This is a genomic window from Sulfitobacter sp. OXR-159 (assembly GCF_034377145.1).
Lineage (GTDB): Bacteria > Pseudomonadota > Alphaproteobacteria > Rhodobacterales > Rhodobacteraceae > Sulfitobacter.
On record NZ_CP139710.1, the window covers coordinates 1 to 17887 of the forward strand.

16 protein-coding genes and 1 pseudogene are annotated in these 17887 nt (G+C 62.1%); 7 read left to right on the top strand and 10 right to left on the bottom strand.

What is annotated here, in order from left to right:
- Window positions 1–5 precede the first annotated feature (5 nt).
- The 3 genes and pseudogenes from T8A63_RS19980 to T8A63_RS19990 form a co-directional block, all read left to right on the top strand.
- Complete coding sequence (locus T8A63_RS19980; RefSeq protein WP_416153266.1) at window positions 6–980, top strand: ABC transporter transmembrane domain-containing protein; 975 nt, start codon at window positions 6–8, stop codon at window positions 978–980.
- 105 nt (window positions 981–1085) lie between these two features.
- The gene (locus T8A63_RS19985) at window positions 1086–1805 is read left to right on the top strand and encodes a response regulator (RefSeq protein WP_067264430.1); all 720 of its coding nucleotides are present in this window, start codon (window positions 1086–1088) and stop codon (window positions 1803–1805) included.
- Window positions 1802–2161: pseudogene (locus tag T8A63_RS19990) on the top strand (two-component sensor histidine kinase); the annotation flags it as partial. The gene T8A63_RS19985 and the pseudogene T8A63_RS19990, both read left to right, overlap by 4 nt.
- A 61-nt stretch (window positions 2162–2222) precedes the next feature.
- Here the strand turns inward: T8A63_RS19990 and T8A63_RS19995 are convergent.
- The 9 genes from T8A63_RS19995 to T8A63_RS20035 all read right to left on the bottom strand — a co-directional run bounded on the left by T8A63_RS19995 (window position 2223) and on the right by T8A63_RS20035 (window position 12238).
- A complete protein-coding gene (locus T8A63_RS19995; protein WP_009827252.1) occupies window positions 2223–3569 on the bottom strand; it encodes an ISKra4-like element ISSusp3 family transposase in 1347 nt (448 codons plus the stop codon).
- Window positions 3570–3701: 132 nt separating this feature from the next.
- Window positions 3702–5060 (bottom strand): NADH-quinone oxidoreductase subunit N, encoded by a 1359-nt coding sequence (locus tag T8A63_RS20000; RefSeq protein ID WP_322346497.1) that lies wholly within the window; start codon window positions 5058–5060, stop codon window positions 3702–3704.
- The gene (locus tag T8A63_RS20005) at window positions 5060–6520 is read right to left on the bottom strand and encodes an NADH-quinone oxidoreductase subunit M (protein ID WP_322346499.1); all 1461 of its coding nucleotides are present in this window, start codon (window positions 6518–6520) and stop codon (window positions 5060–5062) included. Before T8A63_RS20005 ends, T8A63_RS20000 begins: the two co-directional genes overlap by 1 nt.
- Before the next feature lie 17 nt (window positions 6521–6537).
- Window positions 6538–8427, bottom strand: coding sequence for an NADH-quinone oxidoreductase subunit L (locus T8A63_RS20010; RefSeq protein WP_322346500.1), 1890 nt, complete (start codon window positions 8425–8427; stop codon window positions 6538–6540).
- 2 nt (window positions 8428–8429) lie between these two features.
- Complete coding sequence (gene nuoK, locus T8A63_RS20015) at window positions 8430–8741, bottom strand: NADH-quinone oxidoreductase subunit NuoK (RefSeq protein ID WP_237273860.1); 312 nt, start codon at window positions 8739–8741, stop codon at window positions 8430–8432.
- The gene (locus tag T8A63_RS20020; protein ID WP_067939419.1) at window positions 8738–9253 is read right to left on the bottom strand and encodes an NADH-quinone oxidoreductase subunit J; all 516 of its coding nucleotides are present in this window, start codon (window positions 9251–9253) and stop codon (window positions 8738–8740) included. The genes nuoK and T8A63_RS20020 overlap by 4 nt, the downstream gene beginning before the upstream one ends.
- Complete coding sequence (locus tag T8A63_RS20025) at window positions 9250–10149, bottom strand: complex I subunit 1/NuoH family protein (RefSeq protein WP_067939422.1); 900 nt, start codon at window positions 10147–10149, stop codon at window positions 9250–9252. Before T8A63_RS20025 ends, T8A63_RS20020 begins: the two co-directional genes overlap by 4 nt.
- Window positions 10146–11849 carry a heavy metal-binding domain-containing protein gene (locus T8A63_RS20030; RefSeq protein WP_322346504.1) on the bottom strand — a complete coding sequence of 568 codons (1704 nt, stop codon included), beginning with the start codon at window positions 11847–11849 and terminating at the stop codon, window positions 10146–10148. The genes T8A63_RS20025 and T8A63_RS20030 overlap by 4 nt, the downstream gene beginning before the upstream one ends.
- A gap of 26 nt (window positions 11850–11875) precedes the next feature.
- On the bottom strand, window positions 11876–12238 hold the full coding sequence (locus T8A63_RS20035) for an NADH-quinone oxidoreductase subunit A (RefSeq protein WP_009827260.1): 363 nt from the start codon (window positions 12236–12238) through the stop codon (window positions 11876–11878).
- A 422-nt stretch (window positions 12239–12660) separates the two neighbouring features.
- Here T8A63_RS20035 and T8A63_RS20040 point away from each other — a divergent pair, with 422 nt between their 5' ends.
- The 4 genes from T8A63_RS20040 (at window position 12661) to T8A63_RS20055 (ending at window position 16251) form a co-directional block, all read left to right on the top strand.
- Window positions 12661–13728, top strand: a complete 1068-nt coding sequence (locus T8A63_RS20040; RefSeq protein WP_009827261.1) for an OprO/OprP family phosphate-selective porin — start codon at window positions 12661–12663, stop codon at window positions 13726–13728.
- Window positions 13729–13938: 210 nt separating this feature from the next.
- Window positions 13939–15297, top strand: coding sequence for an ISKra4-like element ISSusp4 family transposase (locus tag T8A63_RS20045; protein ID WP_322346505.1), 1359 nt, complete (start codon window positions 13939–13941; stop codon window positions 15295–15297).
- Window positions 15294–15722: a c-type cytochrome gene (locus T8A63_RS20050; protein WP_037954993.1), complete on the top strand. Its 429-nt coding sequence runs from the start codon at window positions 15294–15296 to the stop codon at window positions 15720–15722. The genes T8A63_RS20045 and T8A63_RS20050 overlap by 4 nt, the downstream gene beginning before the upstream one ends.
- A gap of 298 nt (window positions 15723–16020) precedes the next feature.
- Entirely contained in the window at window positions 16021–16251 is a 231-nt protein-coding gene (locus T8A63_RS20055; RefSeq protein WP_009827263.1) for a c-type cytochrome, read from the top strand.
- Window positions 16252–16802: 551 nt separating this feature from the next.
- Here T8A63_RS20055 and T8A63_RS20060 read toward each other — a convergent pair.
- Window positions 16803–17846, bottom strand: coding sequence for an IS5 family transposase (locus tag T8A63_RS20060; RefSeq protein WP_322346509.1), 1044 nt, complete (start codon window positions 17844–17846; stop codon window positions 16803–16805).
- Window positions 17847–17887 lie beyond the last annotated feature (41 nt).

Consider the following 17887-nt stretch of genomic DNA (forward strand, 5'->3'; position numbering starts at 1 on the left):
TGATCATGCTGAGCCTTCTCGCGCTTCCGATCCTGTATCTGACCTTGGAACTGCCCAAGCAGATCGTGAACAATGCGCTGGAATCCGCGACTTTCCCGGTCGAGGTTCTGGGCCAGAGTTTGGATCAGGTCATATTCCTGCTGCTGCTTTGCGGGCTGTATTTGCTGTCGATCAGCCTGAACGGACTCATCAAATACACGCTCAACGTCTTCAAGGGCTATACGGCGGAGCGGTTTCTCCGACGCTTCAGGCTGCTGATCTATCGGCGGTGGCGCTCGGATGCGGAGGCGTCCGAGCAAAGCGAGATCGTCCCAATACTCGCACAGGAAGTGGAACCCATCGGCGGCTTCGCGGCCGAAGTCCTGACCCTGCCGGTTTTGCAGGGTGGCACGCTTTTCACCATTCTGCTGTTCATGTTCATTCAGGACCCGATCCTGGGTGCCGCCGCGCTGACCGTGTTGCCCATTCAGCTTATTCTGCTCCCGAAGCTGCAGCGCCGGGTGAACACCCTGTCGCGTATCCGGATCAAAGAGGTCCGCGATCTTGGCAGGCAACTGAGCGAGCAGTTGCGCGAACGACAGGGCGCCTCGTCCGGCCTGTCGGCGGCGGGCGCTAGTTTCAAGGCGCTGGAGCAGGTACGCAGAAGGATCTTTCGTCTCAAGTTCTTCATCAAGGCGCTCAACAACTTTCTGACGGCGCTGACACCGTTTCTGTTCTACTCACTTGGCGGATATTTCGTCATCGAAGGCCGGATCACGCTTGGGGCACTGGTCGCGGTCCTCGCCGCGCACAAAGACTTTTCGGCCCCACTGAAGGAGCTTTTCCGATACTATCAGGCGCTTGAGGATACGCGGATCAGGTATCAGGAAATCACGACCTTCTTCGCCGGGACGCCGCCCCGCATGGAAGAACAGCAATCCGCCGGGGTGCACCGGCTGGCGATCCGCAGACCGCCGGAACATGCGCTGTCGCAGACTTGAGGGCTCCTATTGTCCCCCCTGCTCCCGCGACGCGTCAAACTGCCGTTACATTTGGCTACAAAGAGGGGGCGGACATTTACACCGGCGGTTTGATATACACCGGGTATGAGCGAACCTGCCCACATTCTGGTCGTCGACGACCATGACGAGATCCGCAATTCCGTTTCAAGCTATCTCGAACGGAACGGCATGCGAACCTCGGTCGCCGAAAGTGCCGCAGAGATGGACGCTCAGCGCGCAAGACATTCTTTCGATCTGATCGTGCTCGATGTGATGATGCCCGGCGAAGACGGGCTGACTGCGTGCAAAAGATTGCGTCAGGAGTGCGGCACACCGGTCCTGATGCTGACCGCCCTCGGAGAGGACGACGACCGCATCGAGGGTCTGGAAGGCGGCGCGGATGATTATCTCTCCAAACCCTTCAATCCGCGCGAGTTGTTGGCCCGGATCAGGGCCATCATGCGACGCAGCGAGAAGAGCCCTCCGCAGGACCCATTCGCGGGCAAGCGCATCCGGTTCGCCCATCTCGAACTGGACTATGACGGACGGACCCTGACCGCCCCGGACGGCACCCGCAATCAGGTAACCTCCAGTGAGCTGAAACTCCTGTCCATCCTGCTCGAACGCCCGCGTATCGTCATGAGCCGCGATGAGCTGCTGGAAATGACAGCGGGGCGCGTGGCCGGACCGCTTGACCGGACGATCGACAATCAGATCAGCCGCCTGCGCCGCAAGATCGAACCGGACGTATTGCGCCCCCGTGTCATCTCCACCGTGCGCAACGGCGGTTACAGCCTGACCTGCGATGTCGAGGTCAGTTCGTGAAAACGCGCCCGTGGAGACTGCGCACGCAGATCTCACTCTTGGTGCTGGGTGTTATCGTCGTGGCGCAGGCGGTGAGCCTCTGGTTCTTCGTTGACGAAAGAACACTCGCCGTGCAGGCGGCGATCGGCGCGGAAGCCGCCGGACGGGCCGCCAATGTAGCACAACTGATCGAAGGCGCGCCTCCGGAGCTGCACCCCCAGATCATTCGCGCCGCGACCTCTCCATTGATCCGTTTCAACCTGACCGAAGAGCCGGAGGTTGTGCATACGGATCATGACGCAGGCGGCGCGGTCGAGGCGCGGGTGAGGGCTCTTCTGGGCGATGACTACAGCCGCGACATCCGCATCGAAATCCATGTGTCGCGTAGCCCTTAATTGTGAGATGGGAAATCCAACGGGAGTGGGCAAAACTTGGTGGTTAAGCGGCCCGCTTTGAGACGCCTAGCCTTCCGTCAAGCACAGCGGCCCGAGTGACGGCAACCCGATGCGCGCCCCGCGGTGACCATCTCATGCGCCGCCGCTTGCCCATGCGGGTGTTGCCGATGTCATCAACACAGCCTTCTGCCCGAGACGACGAAACTGCGAGGCCATTCCGGGGTCGATGGCCGTAGTCCACGAGCGCGTCAAAGTTGTTCGCAAGGTAGGAATAGAGATCCTGGCACCGGGCTTTGACGCGCCTGGCCGCTTCTCGTAATTCTCGGGTTTCGGCGTGCAGACGATCGCAATCGATCTGAAGAACCTTGAGGATTGTCGCGGCGGTCATCACTTTGCCGTGCCAAAGGTACCAACGCAGTGTATCAGCAGGTCGCTCGAAGAGTAGCGGCAACCCTGAAAAGCCCTTCGATTGCAGAAGGCCCCGCACCGCATTTTCAATGTGCTTGACCCGCATCGAGATATGCCACCAGTCCAGTATGTGGGTGACGGGACCTCGAACGGCACGCCTCACCAAATTCGGCAGTGCAGGTTCGCCGTCTGAAATCACGGTCACTTTGCTCTGACCGTCCCAGCCCTGCGCGATCAGGTCATGTCGGAGTTGCTTTGCAGGAGAACCGGCGGCTTGCTGCACGAAACCAAACCGCCGGCTCATATTGGGGCTTTCAACCTTGCCGACTACAACATCGAGGTGCCGCTTCTGGTATTCAGGTCGACATCGTATGTGCGCACCATCTAGGAAAAGGGTTAGTGGTGATGGCGGCGCGATTGTATCCGCGTCTCCTTGGCTTACGTCTTCGTGGCCTAGCTCGTCGGCGATGCGACCCAAACGATTTCGAACGGTCGTGTTCAATTGAGCCGAACAGGGCATGAACATTTCGATCAATCGAGCGGCTTCCCGAAACGAGTGCCTGGCCCCCAATTCAGCCTGCAGGCGCCGAAGTTCGGCAGTCGCACGGTCAGAGAACAACCCGGCAAGTGGTGATTGTGGCCCAGATTTCGCGACCTCAGCCGGTTGGCACAAGCAGCGTCGAAGCCTTGGCCACTTCACCCGAATTCGCCCGAAAAGAGTGTCGAGAATACGCCCTCGATCATCATGGATCGCGCGTTGTTTGCCACAGTCATCGCATTTCCGGCGAGCATCAAATGCTTCACCGACCTGATCTTGCACAATCGCTTCCTGCAAGCGCCTCAACAAGGTCTTTGCGTCGTCTAGGAGAAGGCCTAAATTTTCGGAACCAAACTCATCCGGCGCACGGCGAAGTCGACCGATATTGCGCCTCTTGGTTTCTCCATCGTCAAACGTCGTCTCGATAAAAATGCTTACATCCATGGTGGGTCCCGCCTTGTTCCGAAACCTTACCCTACCACGTCGACCACCAGGTTTTGCCCACTCCCATTAAGGGCTACGCGACAGATAGCAAGATCACCACTTTGACCGACTGGCACAAAACCGCGCCTTAAGTCAGCCGGGAAACACTCCCGCAAATAGCCCCATCAGCGCCGTGACCAGCGCGGTCGCACAGAGAACGACCAACAGCGGCGGCGCCATCTCAGTCCGGCCCGCATCGCCCTCGCGCGCCTGATACATCGACACCACTATGCGCAGATAGACCGCCAGCGCCAGCACGCTGTTGAGGATGCCGATCACTGCCAGCCACAGATAGCCGGCCTCGATCGCGGCGCCGAACAGCAGCACCTTGCCGACAAAGCCGAAGAGCGGTGGAATCCCGGTGAGCGACAGCAGGAACACGACCATCGCCACGCCGATCACCGGGCGCGCGCGGCCGAAACCCTTGAAATCGTCCAGATCGCGGCCCGCGATCATGATGACGGCAAAGGCCCCGAGGTTCATCGCCACATAGGCCGCGCCGAACACGATCACCGAAGGCAGCGCCAGCGGGCTGGTGCCAAGCGCCACGATCCCCAGCATGAAATAGCCCGCCTGCGCCACCGAGGAATAGGCCAGCAGCCGCACGACATTGGTCTGCACCAGCGCCGCCAGATAGCCGAATGTCATCGTCACCGCCGCGATCAGCGCGACGACGAACGGCCAGCCGGTGGCTACCGGCAGATCGCGCAGCACCTGCGCAAAGGCGAAGATCGCGGCAACCTTGGTGATGACCGACAGGAACGCCGCGACCGAGACCGGCGCGCCGTCATAGGCGTCCGGTGCCCAGAACTGGAACGGCACCAGCGCCGCCTTGTAGCCCAGCCCGATCAGCACCGCGACCAGCCCCGCCAGCGCGATCAGCGGCTTGTCCTGAAGCGCACCAAGCTCGGAAAAAAGCGTCGATCCGGCACCACCGAACCAGAAGGTCAGCCCGTAGATCATCACCGATCCGGTGACGGCGCCGAACACCAGATATTTCATCGCCGCCTCGGTCGCCGCATCGTCGCGCGGCCAGGCCACCATTGCGAATGATCCCAGTCCGGTCAGCACTACGCCAAGGACCAGCAGCATCATGTCGCCACCGCCCGCCAGCATCAGCGCCCCCAGCGTCACGAGGCAAAGCAGCGTATAGACACTTCCCTCGCGGTCCTTACCGGCGATCTCGGCCCACGTCATCAGAAGCGCCAGCGCGGTGCCTGGCAGCAGGATCAGCTTGGCCCAGCCGGACAGCAGATCGACGCGGTAGGTGCCGCCAAAGACGGTGGTGTCGGCCTCCAGCAGCGGAAGGGTCAGCGCGGTGGACAGACCCAGCCCGATCAGCCCGAACGCCAACGCCAGACGGGGCGCGCGCAGCATCTCGGCCACCAGCATCAGCACGACAGTGGAGGCCAGCATCAGCTCGGGAAACAGAAAGGACAGGTCGCGCGCCATTAGAATTGCAGTGCCCGCATCGTCGCATCAATCATGCCCAGCAACCAGGACGGCGCGACCCCGATAAGGATGATGAGGATGAGCAACGGCACGATGGCCAGCATCTCGCCGCGGTCCAGATCGGGCATCGCCGCCCATTTCTCGTTTGGCTCGCCCAGAAACACCGCCGCGATCGCGCGCAGGTAAAGCCCCGCCGTTACCACAATGGCGATAATCACCACGATGGCCCAGGGCTGCGCATTCAGCGTGGCCAGGAAGATCTGAAATTCAGCCGGGAAATGCGCCAGCCCCGGCAGCCCGAGCGAGGCAAAGGCCGACAGCACGAAGGCCCAGCCCAGCCATGGCACCTGCCTCAGCAGCCCGCCGAACGCGGTCATCTCGCGTTCGTGGGCGCGCGACTGCAACATGCCGACGAGAAAAAACAACGCCCCGGTGACGATGCCGTGGCTGACCATCTGCAAGGTCGCACCATTGAGCGCGACCGCCCGCAGGTCAGGGTCCAGCGTCAGCGCCGCCACCGCGACGCCGATCACCACATAGCCCATGTGGTTCACCGACGTATAGGCGATCATCTTCTTCAGATCTGACTGCGCCAGCGCCACGAAGGCACCGTAAAGGGCGCTGAATACGCCAAAGGCCAGCACCACCTGACCGGCCTGCGCAAAGGCGTCGGGCGTCATCTGTAAGGCGAAACGCACAAGGCCGTATGTGCCGAATTTCAGCATCACGCCGGCCAGGATCACGCTTCCCACGGTCGGGGCCTGCACGTGGGCGGCCGGTAGCCAAGTATGCACCGGAAAGGACGGGATCTTGACCGCGAAGGTGAACAGCATCGCGATCAGCGCCAGCATCGCCGCCAGCCCGGTCAGCGGCGGGGTCTCGATCCACAGACGCATGTCGAAACTTCCCGTGGCCAGATACAGCCCGATGATTGCCAGCAAAAGCGGCAGCGAGCCAAGCAGCGTGTAGATGAAGAACATCAGTCCGGCGCGCTGGCGCTCTTCATAGCCCCAGCCGACGATCATGAAATACATGCCGACCAGCGACACTTCAAAGAAGACGTAGAACAAGAGCGCGTCCAGCGCCGCGAAGGTGCCGATCGACGCGGTTTCCAGCATCAGCATCAGCGCGACAAAGACCGCCGGGCGGTCGGTGATCCGCGCCGCATAGATCGCCGACAGGAAAAACAGCAGCGAGGTCAGCAGGATCAGCGGCAGGCTCAGCCCGTCGACGCCAACCCGGTAGGCGGCACCAATGGCCGGGATCCAGGCGATTTCCTCGACCTGCGCGAAACCGTCCGGCAGCGTGCCCCGCGCCCAGATCGCCAGCGTCACAACGAAGGTCAGCCCGGTGGTGGCGATGGAAACGCCATGGGCGATGCGCGCCGACTTGTTTGGCAGGGCCATCAGCAGCACGCCACCAAGAAGCGGCAGAAAGACGGAGATCGAGAGAAGGGGCATGGCGGGGTCGTCTTTCTTCAGGAGGACATCGGTAAGATCAGCAGCACCGCCGCGATGACGGCAATGCCCATGACTGTCAGGGCGAGTTCGCGGTGGATCAGCCCGCTTTGCAGCAGGCGCAGGCGGCGGCCGGCGGCGATTGTCCGGGCGACAAGGCCGAAGATCAGCCCGTCGATGCCATGAGTGTCGGTGTTTTCGGCGCCGTCGCCAAGGCGCAGGTTCAACCGGCCCAGATCGAGGGTCGCGGCGTATAGGCGATTGTCGGCTGCGTCGACGCGGGATGCGGTGCCAAGGCTCAGGATGCGCACAAGGCCAAGTTGCGACGCCAGCAGACGCCGTTCGAAACCTTCACAGGCGGCGGCAAAAGCCAGCGACGGGCGCAGCACCAGCCCGTCCATACCGCCCGCGACGGCAAAGCCGCGCTGCGCCATCGGCAGAACCGGCCCCATCAGGCGGGCAGGTTGGATGAACCAGCCCAGCACCAGGCCGCTCAGCGCCGCCAAAAGCCCGAGGATCATCGCGGTTCCTTCCGGCGGCAGTTCGGCGCCCAGCAGATGTTCCAGCGGCGCAAAGGCGAACCCAAGCCCCGCCGCCAGCGCCGTCAGCACCGCCATGCCCGCAGACATCCAGCCCATGCCCTTGCCGGAAACCGGCTGTGCCTCGCCGCCCCACAACACCCGCAGCGCCCGCGCCATATAAGCCCCGGTCAGCACCGTGCCCGCCAGCGCCAGGGGTGCCAGCCACGCAGCACCGGGGGCCGCCAGCGCGGCGGCAAGGATCGCGTCCTTGGAAAAGAAGCCGGCCAGCGGTGGAATACCCGCCAGCGCCAGCGCGGCAACGGCGAAGGCGGAAAGGACCAGCGGTCGTGCCCGGCCCGCGCCCGCGACCGCTTCCATGTCGGTGCTGTCGCGATCATGCTGGAACACACCCGCCCCCAGAAAAAGCGTGCTCTTGATCGCCGCGTGGGCGATAAGGTGCAGCAGCGCCGCCACCGGCACCCCCGCGCCAATGGCCAGCAGCATCAGCCCGTACTGGCTGGAGGTCGAGGCCGCCAGCAGCCGTTTCAGATCCCGCTCGGCCAGCGCGATCAAACCGGCAACGACGGCGGTGACGCCGCCGACCAGTCCGATTGCCAGCAAGGCCCCGCCGGGCAACATCGGCGCCACCCGGATCAGCAGGATCGCCCCCGCCGCCACCAGAGTCGCCGAATGCAGCAGCGCCGAAACCGGCGTCGGCCCGGCCATGGCGCGCTGCAACCAGTCCTGCAACGGTACCTGCGCCGATTTGCCCATCGCGCCCACCAGCAACAGCAACCCGGCGACCAGTGCGGGCGTGCCGCTAATCGACAATGTAGCCGAGATTTCCGAGGTGCCGGCCCAGCCGATCAGCACAAAAATCCCCAGATAAAGCCCCAGATCGGCGCTGCGGGTGTACAGAAACGCCCGCGTCGCGGCACCGGGCACGCCGTCGCGGCCATGCCAGAAGCCGATCAGCAGATAGCTGGAAAAGCCGATCAGTTCCCACGCGGCCAGCACGGTGATCCAGTCGCCCGCCAGCACCAGCGCCTGCATCGCCGCGACAAACAGCAGCAGGATGCCGAAAAAGCGCGGCCTTTCGGGGTCGCTGCGCATGTAACCCACGGCATAGACCACCACAAAAGCCGCCACCGTCGCCACCATGGCCGAAACGACCGCCGTCAGCGGCGTCGCGACCAGCCGCAGCGGCATTTGCGGCAGGCCCGGCAGGACCATCTGCACCGCATTGCCCGCAATCGCACCCGCTAGAACCGCCATCGCCGCGAGGAACCCGAGGCCGACGCCCGCAAGCGCAATCGCTTCGGGTGCGCGCCGCAGGGCCAGCACCGCGATGCCCGCCAGAAGCGGCGCAAGGAGGGTGAGCGCCAGCATCGTCATCCCTTCAACTCCCGCGCTTCTTCCATCTCGACCGAGCCGCGCACCCGGAACCGGGCGATGGCGATACCGAAGGCCACCGCCATCTCGACCGCCATCACCGCCATGACGATCAGCACGAACATCTGACCGGCAGGCTCGTCGGGATGCAGGTAGCGCCAGAAGGCCACCAGGTTGACCAGGGCCGCGGCCAAAATCAGTTCGACCCCCATGACGATCATCACCAGGTTGGTCTGACTCAGCGCGCCATAAAGTCCGATACCGAACAGCCCCGCGCCGACGCTGAGGGCAATCATGAGTTCCAGAATCATTTGCGCTGCTCCGCGTTGGGGACGATGGCCACCATCGTGGCCGCAACCATGGCGGTCAGAATCGTCAGACCCGCCGACTGGAAGATTAACATCGACCGGCCCAGTAATTCGCGCCCCAAATCGGCGGCCTGTTCATGCGCGCCCGGCACGGACAGGGCGACCGGACCCCAATCGGGCAGCCAGACCAGCAACAGCGCGGCCAGCAGCCCGATGCCCCCGGCCCAGAGCGACAGGCGTTTCTGGTGGGTCATGTCCATTTTGCCCATGCCGCCCGGATCCATCATGAACATCACCATGAAGATCGCCATCACGCTCATTTCCGTGGCCATCATCATGATCTGCAACACGCCCAGAAACTCAGCCTGCATGACCAGGAACATCGCCCCGATCGCGGTTTGCGAAAACAGCAGCGCCAGCGCCGAACGCACCATCGAATGGGTGCGGAAGACCACGACGCCGAACCATACCGCCGCGCCGCCGAAGAACGCCAGAAAGATCATCTGAACCGTCATATCGGCACCACCAGCGCAATCACGCCCACGACAAAGATATTGGCCAGCGCCAGCGAGATCCCCAGCTTCCAGCTCAGCGCCAGATAGCGCGCCTCGCGGATGCGCGGCATGTAGCGCCCGACGCTCAGCATGGCCGCGGCCACGACCAGGATCTTGATCGCGCTCCAGGCCCAGGGCGGCAGCCACGGGCCCAGCCAGCCGCCCAGGTAGAAGGTCACGGTCGCCCCCGCCAGCGCCAGGATGATGACCATCCGCGCCAGCCGCAGCACCGCCAGCCGCACGCCGGTATACTCGGCCTCGACCCCGCCGGCCAATTCGCCGGTCGCATCGGGCAGGTCCAGCGGCGGCAACCACGCGAGCCCCATCGCCGCCACGACAAAGAGGATGAACCCCATCGGCTGGTACAGCACGTTCCAGAGTTGTTCCTGCGAGGCGACGATCTCAACCGTCGAGAGCGACTCCGCCCGCATGGCGACGGCGGTGATCGGCATCACGATCAGCATCGCATAGGCGATGAACTGGCCCAGAAACCGCCAGCCCGCGATCATCGCGTAGGCCCCGTTCGGACCCCAGCCCGCCATGATCAGCGCCACCAGCACATAGGCCAGCGCGGCGTTCAGAAACAGCGCCCCGGTGGCCAGGTCGGTGATGATAAGCCCCGGCGCCAGCGGGATCACCGCCACCGCCATCAGCCCCGCCACCAATAGCAGCACCGGCCCAAGCTCAAAGAACAACCGGTCGGATTTGCGCGCCAGCAGCGATTCCCGCCCCAGAAGCGCCAGGGCGGCCCAGGCCGGACCGGTCAGGCTCAGGTGCCCATGCACGGCCCATCGTTCGATGACGGCCAGCGCGTAGGCCCCGGCGGCGAGCGACAGGAGAACGACAAGAATGCTCATCCACGCACCTCCCATGGCGACAGGTCGAGCGAGGCGACAGCGGCCAAGGCATCGCCCAGTTCCTGCTGCGCCGTCACCGTTTCGACAAGGGCGATGTTCACGTCTGACGGCGTGTCGAGATCGGCCTCGACCACCCGGCCATCGGTCAGCTTCACGCGCAGCTGCGCCGCTCCGCGCGGTGTTTCGATGCGGGCCGCGCCCTCGCCCGACACCCTGTCCACATCCGGCACCTGCGGCACAGCAATCCTCCCGGCGGCCGCGATCACGTCGAGACTTTGGGCGATCTCGTCGCAGCGCAGCCGCAGCCGGGCCAGCGCATCGCCGCCGTTGCGGACGCGCGTTTCGAACCCGAGATCCTTCAGCGTTGGATCACCCGTACGGGCATCCGATCCGCCACCCCGCGCCCGGTCCACCGGGCCGCTCGCCGGGGTGTCCTTGCCGATGCGCGCGATGCGTCTCAGCCGCATCCGCATCAACGGGGCCGCCTGCACCCGGCGCGTCAGCCGCCGGATCGCCCCAGCCTGCGCGGCGATCCCGGCGACGTCGGCACCTTGAACGGCCAGTTGCAACGCCCCAGCGCGCGCGGCGAGCCACAAAAAACCCGACTGCAGGCCGAACTCGGCCAGCCAGTTCAGGTGGCTGGCGATCCGCTCGCGTTCCACCGCGGCGGCGCGGCCACGGCGCGCGTCATGGCCGGGGTCGACGCTCGCGGCCTCCTCGATCGCCGCGCAGGCCAGCGTCCGATAGGCCACCGGGCTGAGCGGCATCATCGCGGCCAGACGCTCGACGAAATCGGCCACCCTCATCTGCGGGCCATCCACCAGTTCCGCCCTGCCCACAAGGCTCCTGACCTCGCTGCCCGCCACGGTATCGCCGTCCAGCGTCAGGGTCAGGCGCAGCCCCGCGGGCAGGCCCGGAAAGAACGGCCCGAACGGCACCTCGATCCAGTCCATCTGCAACCCGTCGCTGCTGCGCGGCTGGCCCTCGGTCATCTCGACCATCGACATGAAATGCGGCTCGATCCCGTCGATAGCGGCCTCGGAGTGGCCGCCATGTCCGGCATGCCCATCGTGGCCATCGTGGCCGGAATGGTCCTGTTGTTTGCCATGACCGCCGTGATCGCCGTGACCATGCGCTCCGTGCGCTTCACTGCCATGCTCGTGACCGTGACCGCCATGCCCGTGCCCGTGACCGTGGCTTTCCCCCTCTTCCGCCTTCACCAGAAACATGCCGCATTTGGGGCAGTCTCCGGGGGCGTCGCGGACGATTTCGGGGTGCATCGGGCAAGTGTATTCCACGCGCACCTCAAGAGCGGGGGCGTTAAACTCCCCGCTGTCAGCGCGAAACGCGCCCGCGGCGATCACGCGGCGCAGATCGGCCAGCCCGGAGTGCAGCCCGGCCTGGGTCAGCGGGGCCGACACGTCCGCATCGGGCAACGGGGCGATGTCGCCGGCACCCAGCGCAAGGATCGCGCGGGGGCGCGGGATCTGCGCGTAGGTGACGGCGGCGGCATCGCGCAGACCGGGGGGCAAGGGGCCGACGACGATCAACAGATTCGCATGGCGCGGGGTGCCGACAAGCCGCAGATGCGACCCGGACAGATCGAGCCCCATCGCCCGCGCGACAGAGGGGCCGGGCAGCACGAAGGCCGGCAGATCGCGCGCCATGGCCGCCGCGACCGCCCGCCTGATCCCGGACATCGCGCCCTCTCGCGCCCCGACCAAGGTCATTGCCGCCTCAACGCGCCCTGGCTCCAGCCATAGAGCAGGCCCAAGAACAGGATTGCCAGGAAAACGCCCATGTCGAGCAATGCGATCAGCCCTTCTTCGCGGTAGACGACCGCCCACGGATACATGAACGCCATCTCCATGTCGAAGGCCAGAAACAGCAGCGCATAACCGGCATAACGCGCATGGTAGCGCACCCAGACCGGATCGCGCGACAGGGTGCCGGCGGTGGCGGGCACGTCCTTGCCGGGTTCCGCGCGCGCCCGCCCGATGGCCCGGGCGAACCCATAGAGGCTGAGCACGAAACCGAATACACCGACGCTCAGCCCGAAAAGGATCGCGTATTGGGAAAGTTCGCTCATCCGTGGCACCTCATTTGATTTCCCAAGTCTGTTTCATACTAGAAGATTCTGCAATGCGGTCAATTCGTAGGGGCGAGTGGTCAGCAGACAGCAAACAAGAGGACGCGACCAGACCCGGATCGTTACACTTTGCTCAACTCAGTCCGGCCAGCCACCACGACACTGCAAACAAAAGAGCCGAATTGGGGTCGGCCCTGCGCGTGTATTCCCGTTCAGAAGCCGTCCGCTTCGGTCTGCGCGCTGGCCAAAAGCGAAGCCAAGCGATGCCCGAAACCGTCATGATTCTGTAACAATCGCCTGCCATTCAGCGGCAAGGGTCTTTGGCGGGATTCGCCAGCCTGTAGCCCCGCCGGATACCCGGTTGAAAGAGACTCTTGCGGATGCCTCGATGGCATTTCCCTGACAGAATTGGAGAACACGAAATGAAAATGAAGTTTATACCGGCGGCATTGCTCGCCGCTGCGGCGGGCGTCGTGCAGGCCGACGAAACCTCTGGTTTCAACCTCAAGGCAGGGAGCGGGATAACCTTCAAGAGTGCTGATGGTACCGCGTCTTTCCGGGTGGGGGGGCGCCTGCAGTGGGATTACGATTCGACCGATTCCGACATCAGCGGTAAGAGCGATGATTTCGATGTGCGTCGCGCACGGATTTTTTTCCAGGGTAAATATCTCGACTGGGCCTTCAAGGCACAGTTCAATCTCGCCGAAAGCGGTACCGGCGGCGGTAGCGCCGAGGACCTCTATCTGCGCTACACCGGTTTTGGCAAGATGGCCCGGATCACAGTGGGTAAGCAAAAAGAACCGTTTGGCTTTGAGCAACTTACCAGTTCGAAGGACATATCATCGCTTGAACGCTCGGCCCTGACCGAATTCTACGCGCCCGGCCGCAACGCCGGTGTGCAACTGCACGGTGCAGGTGACAACTGGACCTACGGCCTGGGCGTTTTCGAGGCGGCCGGCAACGGCAGCGATGATTTCGGCAATACGGCCATCACCGGCCGCGTTACCTATGCCCCGATCCAGACCGATGATCTGGTCTTGCATCTTGGCGCCGGCTTTACCAGCCGTGATGCCGCTCTGCCTGCCAACGAAACCGATGCGTACAACATCGAATTGGCGGCCGCATCGGGGCCCTTTCACACGCAGGCCGAATACTTCAACGCTGACACGGGCGGGGTTGATGTGGACGGATACTACATTCAGGCAGGATGGATTCTGACCGGTGAAAGCCGTCCCTACAGCAACGGCGTGTTCAAGCGGGTGAAGCCAAGCAGTTCGAAAGGTGCATGGGAAGCAGTGCTTCGCTACGAGGACGGATACGGCAAGTTCAGCGATGTCGGTCTTGGTACGACAGAGGGTAAGCAAACCACCGTCGGCATCAACTATTACCCGAACAACGCCGTTCGCCTTGGTCTGAGCTACATGGATGGCAAGCAGGCCAGCGGCGAGAACGGAAAAGAGATCAGGGCACGAATGCAAATCGTATTTTGACCTGACCGGTACAGAAGAATGCAGAGCGGCGCGGGCAATGGCGCTAATCAAATTGCCGCCGTCCTGCATTCGAATATCTTCACCCGGGACTACGTGGATGTTGGCAGCTGTCGCGTTGCCCTTAAATCTGAGACACGACGCGTTCGGGGGGAGTGGGCAAAACTTGGGGGTGTCTGTGTATGCTAGTGGTTCATTGAGAGGGGAACTACCATGGACGTGCGAATTATTGTCGAGACGACTTTCGAGAACGGAACCACAAAGAGGCATCGTCTCGGCCGCCTATCCCGCCCGTTTCGGCGCACGCAACCTGAGGGTTTCGGGTTGTTGCTCGAAGATGCGAAGACGATCCTGGGGCAATTGCAGAATGCGATCCTGCGCGACCAGATCGAGGAAATTTCCGAAGCCAGCAGGATCTGTCCGGACTGCGACGGGGTCCGGGCTATACATGATTATCGGTCGCGGGTGCCCGACACGCTTTTCGGCAGGTTCGAGGTCAAAGCGCCGCGCATTCGCCGGTGCGCCTGCAATGCAAAATCCGATGTTGTCTTGGGCGGACCGCTTTCGCCTCTCGCTGACTATTTTCCGGATCGATCGACCCCGGAACTGCGACGCCTTCAGGCCGAACTTGGGGCGCGTCATTCCTTCCGGGAAGCGGCGCGTATCCTGGAAACCTTTCTACCTTGCGCGAAGCAGGTGAATACATCGGTGCGCAATCGACTGGGCAAAGTTGCCAGGGAAATCTGCGACAGCGAGCAGACTGAGCCGTTGGTTCCTTCAGCCGCCAAAGAGGCGCCTGCGTTGACGGTTTTCCTAGACGGTGCGCATATCCGATGCAGGCCGGAATACCAGAAGCGACACCTCGATGTTGTGGTTGGCAAGATCGAAAGCCACGATAGGTGCCGTCGCTTCGGCTTGGTGCAACAAGCGGTCCTGTCGCCTGCCAGTCAGCTTCGCCGGGACTTGATGTCTCTCGGTTGGGATCGCGAACAAACCGTCACGGTAATTTCGGACGGGGAACCAGCCCTGCCAAACCTCGTCCGCAATGCCGTCGGTGGAAAGGTACGCCACATCCTCGACTGGTGGCATATCTCGATGCGTATTCAGCACGTCGAGAACGCCGTAAAAGGCCTGCTGCTGAGCAGGGGTTTCTCCGGCATTCCAGTGCTGTTCAAACGTCCGGCCGAAACGCTGCGATGGTACCTTTGGCATGGAAAAGTTCTTACGGCCACGACCAGTCTGCAATGGTTGATCGTCGATTGCGCCCGGCTGGTTACAGATGACCGCGTGGCAACTGAAGCCACTCGGCGAGTGCAAGCTCGCTGCCGAGACCTCTATTCATACCTTGCGAACAACATGGACAACCTGACGAACTACGGCAAGCGACATCGAAGAGGCCTTCCGGTCTTTTCTTCCCGAGCAGAGGGCTGCGTGGACGACATCGGGAACACCCGCATGGGCAAGCGCCGCCGCATGAGATGGTCGCCCAAAGGAGCCCACCGCGTGGCGGTTGTCCGCGCCGCCGTTCTCGACGGTCGGCTAACCGGCGCCTACCAAAGAGCAGCCGCATAACCCCCAAGTTTTGCCCACTCCCTGCTGCGGCAGGATGGTACATCCTGCAGCCGACCCACTCCCAGACGAGTACTCAGACGGACGAAAGAATGGCACTTCCCGCAGGTGCGCTTGCAACTGTCAGGCTGCCCCCAAGTTTCACCGAGCAAGAGCAAATCGGCAAGCGTGCCTATGGTGCGGCCTGCGCGACCTGCCACGGCGTCAATGGGCAGGGTCAGGACGGCGTTGCTCCACCGCTGGTGCACAAGATTTATGAGCCGGGCCACCACGGTGACATGGCGTTTGTCCTCGCAGCACAGAATGGTGTTCGGGCGCACCATTGGAAGTTTGGCAACATGCCAGCTGTCGAGGGCGTAACACGAGCAGAAGTATTGAATATCGTGGCATATATACGGGCTCTTCAAAGGGAAAACGGAATTAACTGAGTGACCTGTCGACCTGAGGCAAAAGCATAACAGCCATCCAGTAGATAATAACTGTCATCAACGGGGAGAGAAACGAATGAAACCTAAATTTATCGCAACGCTAGCACTGGCATAGTCCGGAACAGGTGTTCTCGCCGATGGACATGCAACCGGCGACGCATCAGCCGGAGACAAGGTATTTAACAAGTGCAAGGCCTGCCACTCAATCGTCAGGACGGATGGTGACGTTATCCGAAAGGGTGGCGCGGTTGGGCCAAATCTTTATGGTGTGTACAACCGAACAGCAGGGACCGAAGAAATGTTTGGGAATAAATTTCGGGACTCTATTCGTGAAGCGGGCGAGAATGGCTTGGTCTGGAACGAGAGCGATTTCGTAGCCTATATTGCAGATCCGAAGAAGTTCCTCGCGACTTTTCTGAACGACAGCAAGGCGAAATCTGGCATGTCATTCAAATTGAAGAAAGAAACGGATGCCAAGGCAGTCTGGGCTTATCTCGTTTCGGTTGGACCGGAGGTTGAGGCCGATTAGATTTTTATTCGTTTGCACGGCTCTTTTTATGCTCGGTGCGCCCTTTGTAGCGGCTGAAGATGCCCCTCTGTTTCCAGTCAGACCACTGATTGCACCGGTTGGGGATCACGCACGTGAACCCTCGCTTTCAACACTGCCCGATGGTCGGATCGTGATGAGTTGGACCGAAGGTAACAACGCCGTTCGGATGGCCCTGTTCGATGGCACCTCTTGGACGGAGGCGCGTACAATTCATCAATCTGAGACACTGTTTGTGAACTGGGGCCGACTTTCCGTCAGTCGTTGGGCTTAGCGATGGGACGCTTGCAGCGCATTGGTTGGAATTGAATGGGCCGGGCAGCTATCAATACGACGTAAAGATCGCTTTCTCCTTCGATGAGGGTCTGAACTGGACAACGCCAATCATACCCCACGATGACCGATCAAAGCGTGAACATGGTTTCGTGTCGCTAATCCCTGCAATTGGCAGAGCCTCGCAACCGCTGTATTGCGGCCTTCAAGCCTTGTTTGTCATGCTTTGACGCGTGATCGGTTCTTGGATCGCCCGGTATTCACGCCGGACACGGGTTGATGCGGCGCAGTTGAACGAGGCGTCGCATGTTATATGCGAGGTTCTTCATCCCGATCCTAGCCTTGGCTCGCACCAGACCAATGCTACGCACAAGGGTGCCACCCATGTCGTTGGTCTGTGCGCCGAATACATGTTCCACCCGGACCCGAACGGTGGATTTGGTCCGATTGCTGCCCTTGGCGGGATCTGTGAGAGGTTTGCCGCGTTTCCCCTTACGGTGGATGTGACTTTTCAGCTTCCGCGCGCGCAATTTCGCCTCCGTCTCCTCGGACCGATAGGCCGCATCCGCCCACACACCGGAGCCGGTATTGCCTCGCATCAGCAGGTGATCCACCGCTTGACTGTCATGCAGCGCGGCATCGCTGACGTGATAGCGCCGGACCAGCTTGTGCTTTCGGTCGACGTTCACATGGTTCTTGTAGCCGTAATGGCTCTTGCCGTGCTTTTTCGTCCAGCGCGCGTCCACGTCCTTCTGGCTGCGCTTGGCGGGCTTGTTTTCCCAATGCTCGGGGTTCTCGCCCTTCTTGATTGACGCGTTCTCGTCGCGCGTGTTGTGATTGCGCGGCACCGCCACAATAGAGGCATCAAGAATTTGCCCACCCCGAGCGATATACCCCTGCCGCGCCAAATACCCGTCAAATTGACGAAACAGCTCTTCCACCTTGCCCGCCTGCGCCAGCGCATCGCGATACAGCCACACCGTCTTTGCATCCGGCACCCGGTCCGCAAGGCTAAGTCCCAGAAACCTCATAAAGGACAGCCGGTCACGGACCTGATATTCGATCTGATCGTCCGACAGGTTGTAGAGTGCGCTCAGCACCAGCGTCTTGAACATCAGCACAGTGTCCATCGGCTTGCGGCCTGCGCGCGACTTGCGCTCCGCATCAGGCTTGCGCCAAACCTCATCCAAAATAGAACGAAACTCCTCCCACGGCACGACCGCATCGATCTCAACCAATGGGTCCTTCTTCGCGTCAAGGCTCGCATAGCGGTCGGAAAGATCAAAGAAACCCATCTGCGTCATTGCCGTCTCCCCTGTGCCGGTTCGTCCCATCAAAGATAACG

Coding starts and splice junctions, on each gene's coding strand:
- T8A63_RS19980 (WP_416153266.1), top strand. CDS start 6: ATGCTGAGCCTTCTCGCGCTTCCGATCCTGTATCTGACCTTGGAACTG.
- T8A63_RS19985 (WP_067264430.1), top strand. CDS start 1,086: ATGAGCGAACCTGCCCACATTCTGGTCGTCGACGACCATGACGAGATC.
- T8A63_RS19995 (WP_009827252.1), bottom strand. CDS start 3,569: ATGGATGTAAGCATTTTTATCGAGACGACGTTTGACGATGGAGAAACC.
- T8A63_RS20000 (WP_322346497.1), bottom strand. CDS start 5,060: ATGGCGCGCGACCTGTCCTTTCTGTTTCCCGAGCTGATGCTGGCCTCC.
- T8A63_RS20005 (WP_322346499.1), bottom strand. CDS start 6,520: ATGCCCCTTCTCTCGATCTCCGTCTTTCTGCCGCTTCTTGGTGGCGTG.
- T8A63_RS20010 (WP_322346500.1), bottom strand. CDS start 8,427: ATGCTGGCGCTCACCCTCCTTGCGCCGCTTCTGGCGGGCATCGCGGTG.
- nuoK (WP_237273860.1), bottom strand. CDS start 8,741: ATGATTCTGGAACTCATGATTGCCCTCAGCGTCGGCGCGGGGCTGTTC.
- T8A63_RS20020 (WP_067939419.1), bottom strand. CDS start 9,253: ATGACGGTTCAGATGATCTTTCTGGCGTTCTTCGGCGGCGCGGCGGTA.
- T8A63_RS20025 (WP_067939422.1), bottom strand. CDS start 10,149: ATGAGCATTCTTGTCGTTCTCCTGTCGCTCGCCGCCGGGGCCTACGCG.
- T8A63_RS20030 (WP_322346504.1), bottom strand. CDS start 11,849: ATGTCCGGGATCAGGCGGGCGGTCGCGGCGGCCATGGCGCGCGATCTG.
- T8A63_RS20035 (WP_009827260.1), bottom strand. CDS start 12,238: ATGAGCGAACTTTCCCAATACGCGATCCTTTTCGGGCTGAGCGTCGGT.
- T8A63_RS20040 (WP_009827261.1), top strand. CDS start 12,661: ATGAAAATGAAGTTTATACCGGCGGCATTGCTCGCCGCTGCGGCGGGC.
- T8A63_RS20045 (WP_322346505.1), top strand. CDS start 13,939: ATGGACGTGCGAATTATTGTCGAGACGACTTTCGAGAACGGAACCACA.
- T8A63_RS20055 (WP_009827263.1), top strand. CDS start 16,021: ATGTTTGGGAATAAATTTCGGGACTCTATTCGTGAAGCGGGCGAGAAT.
- T8A63_RS20060 (WP_322346509.1), bottom strand. CDS start 17,846: ATGACGCAGATGGGTTTCTTTGATCTTTCCGACCGCTATGCGAGCCTT.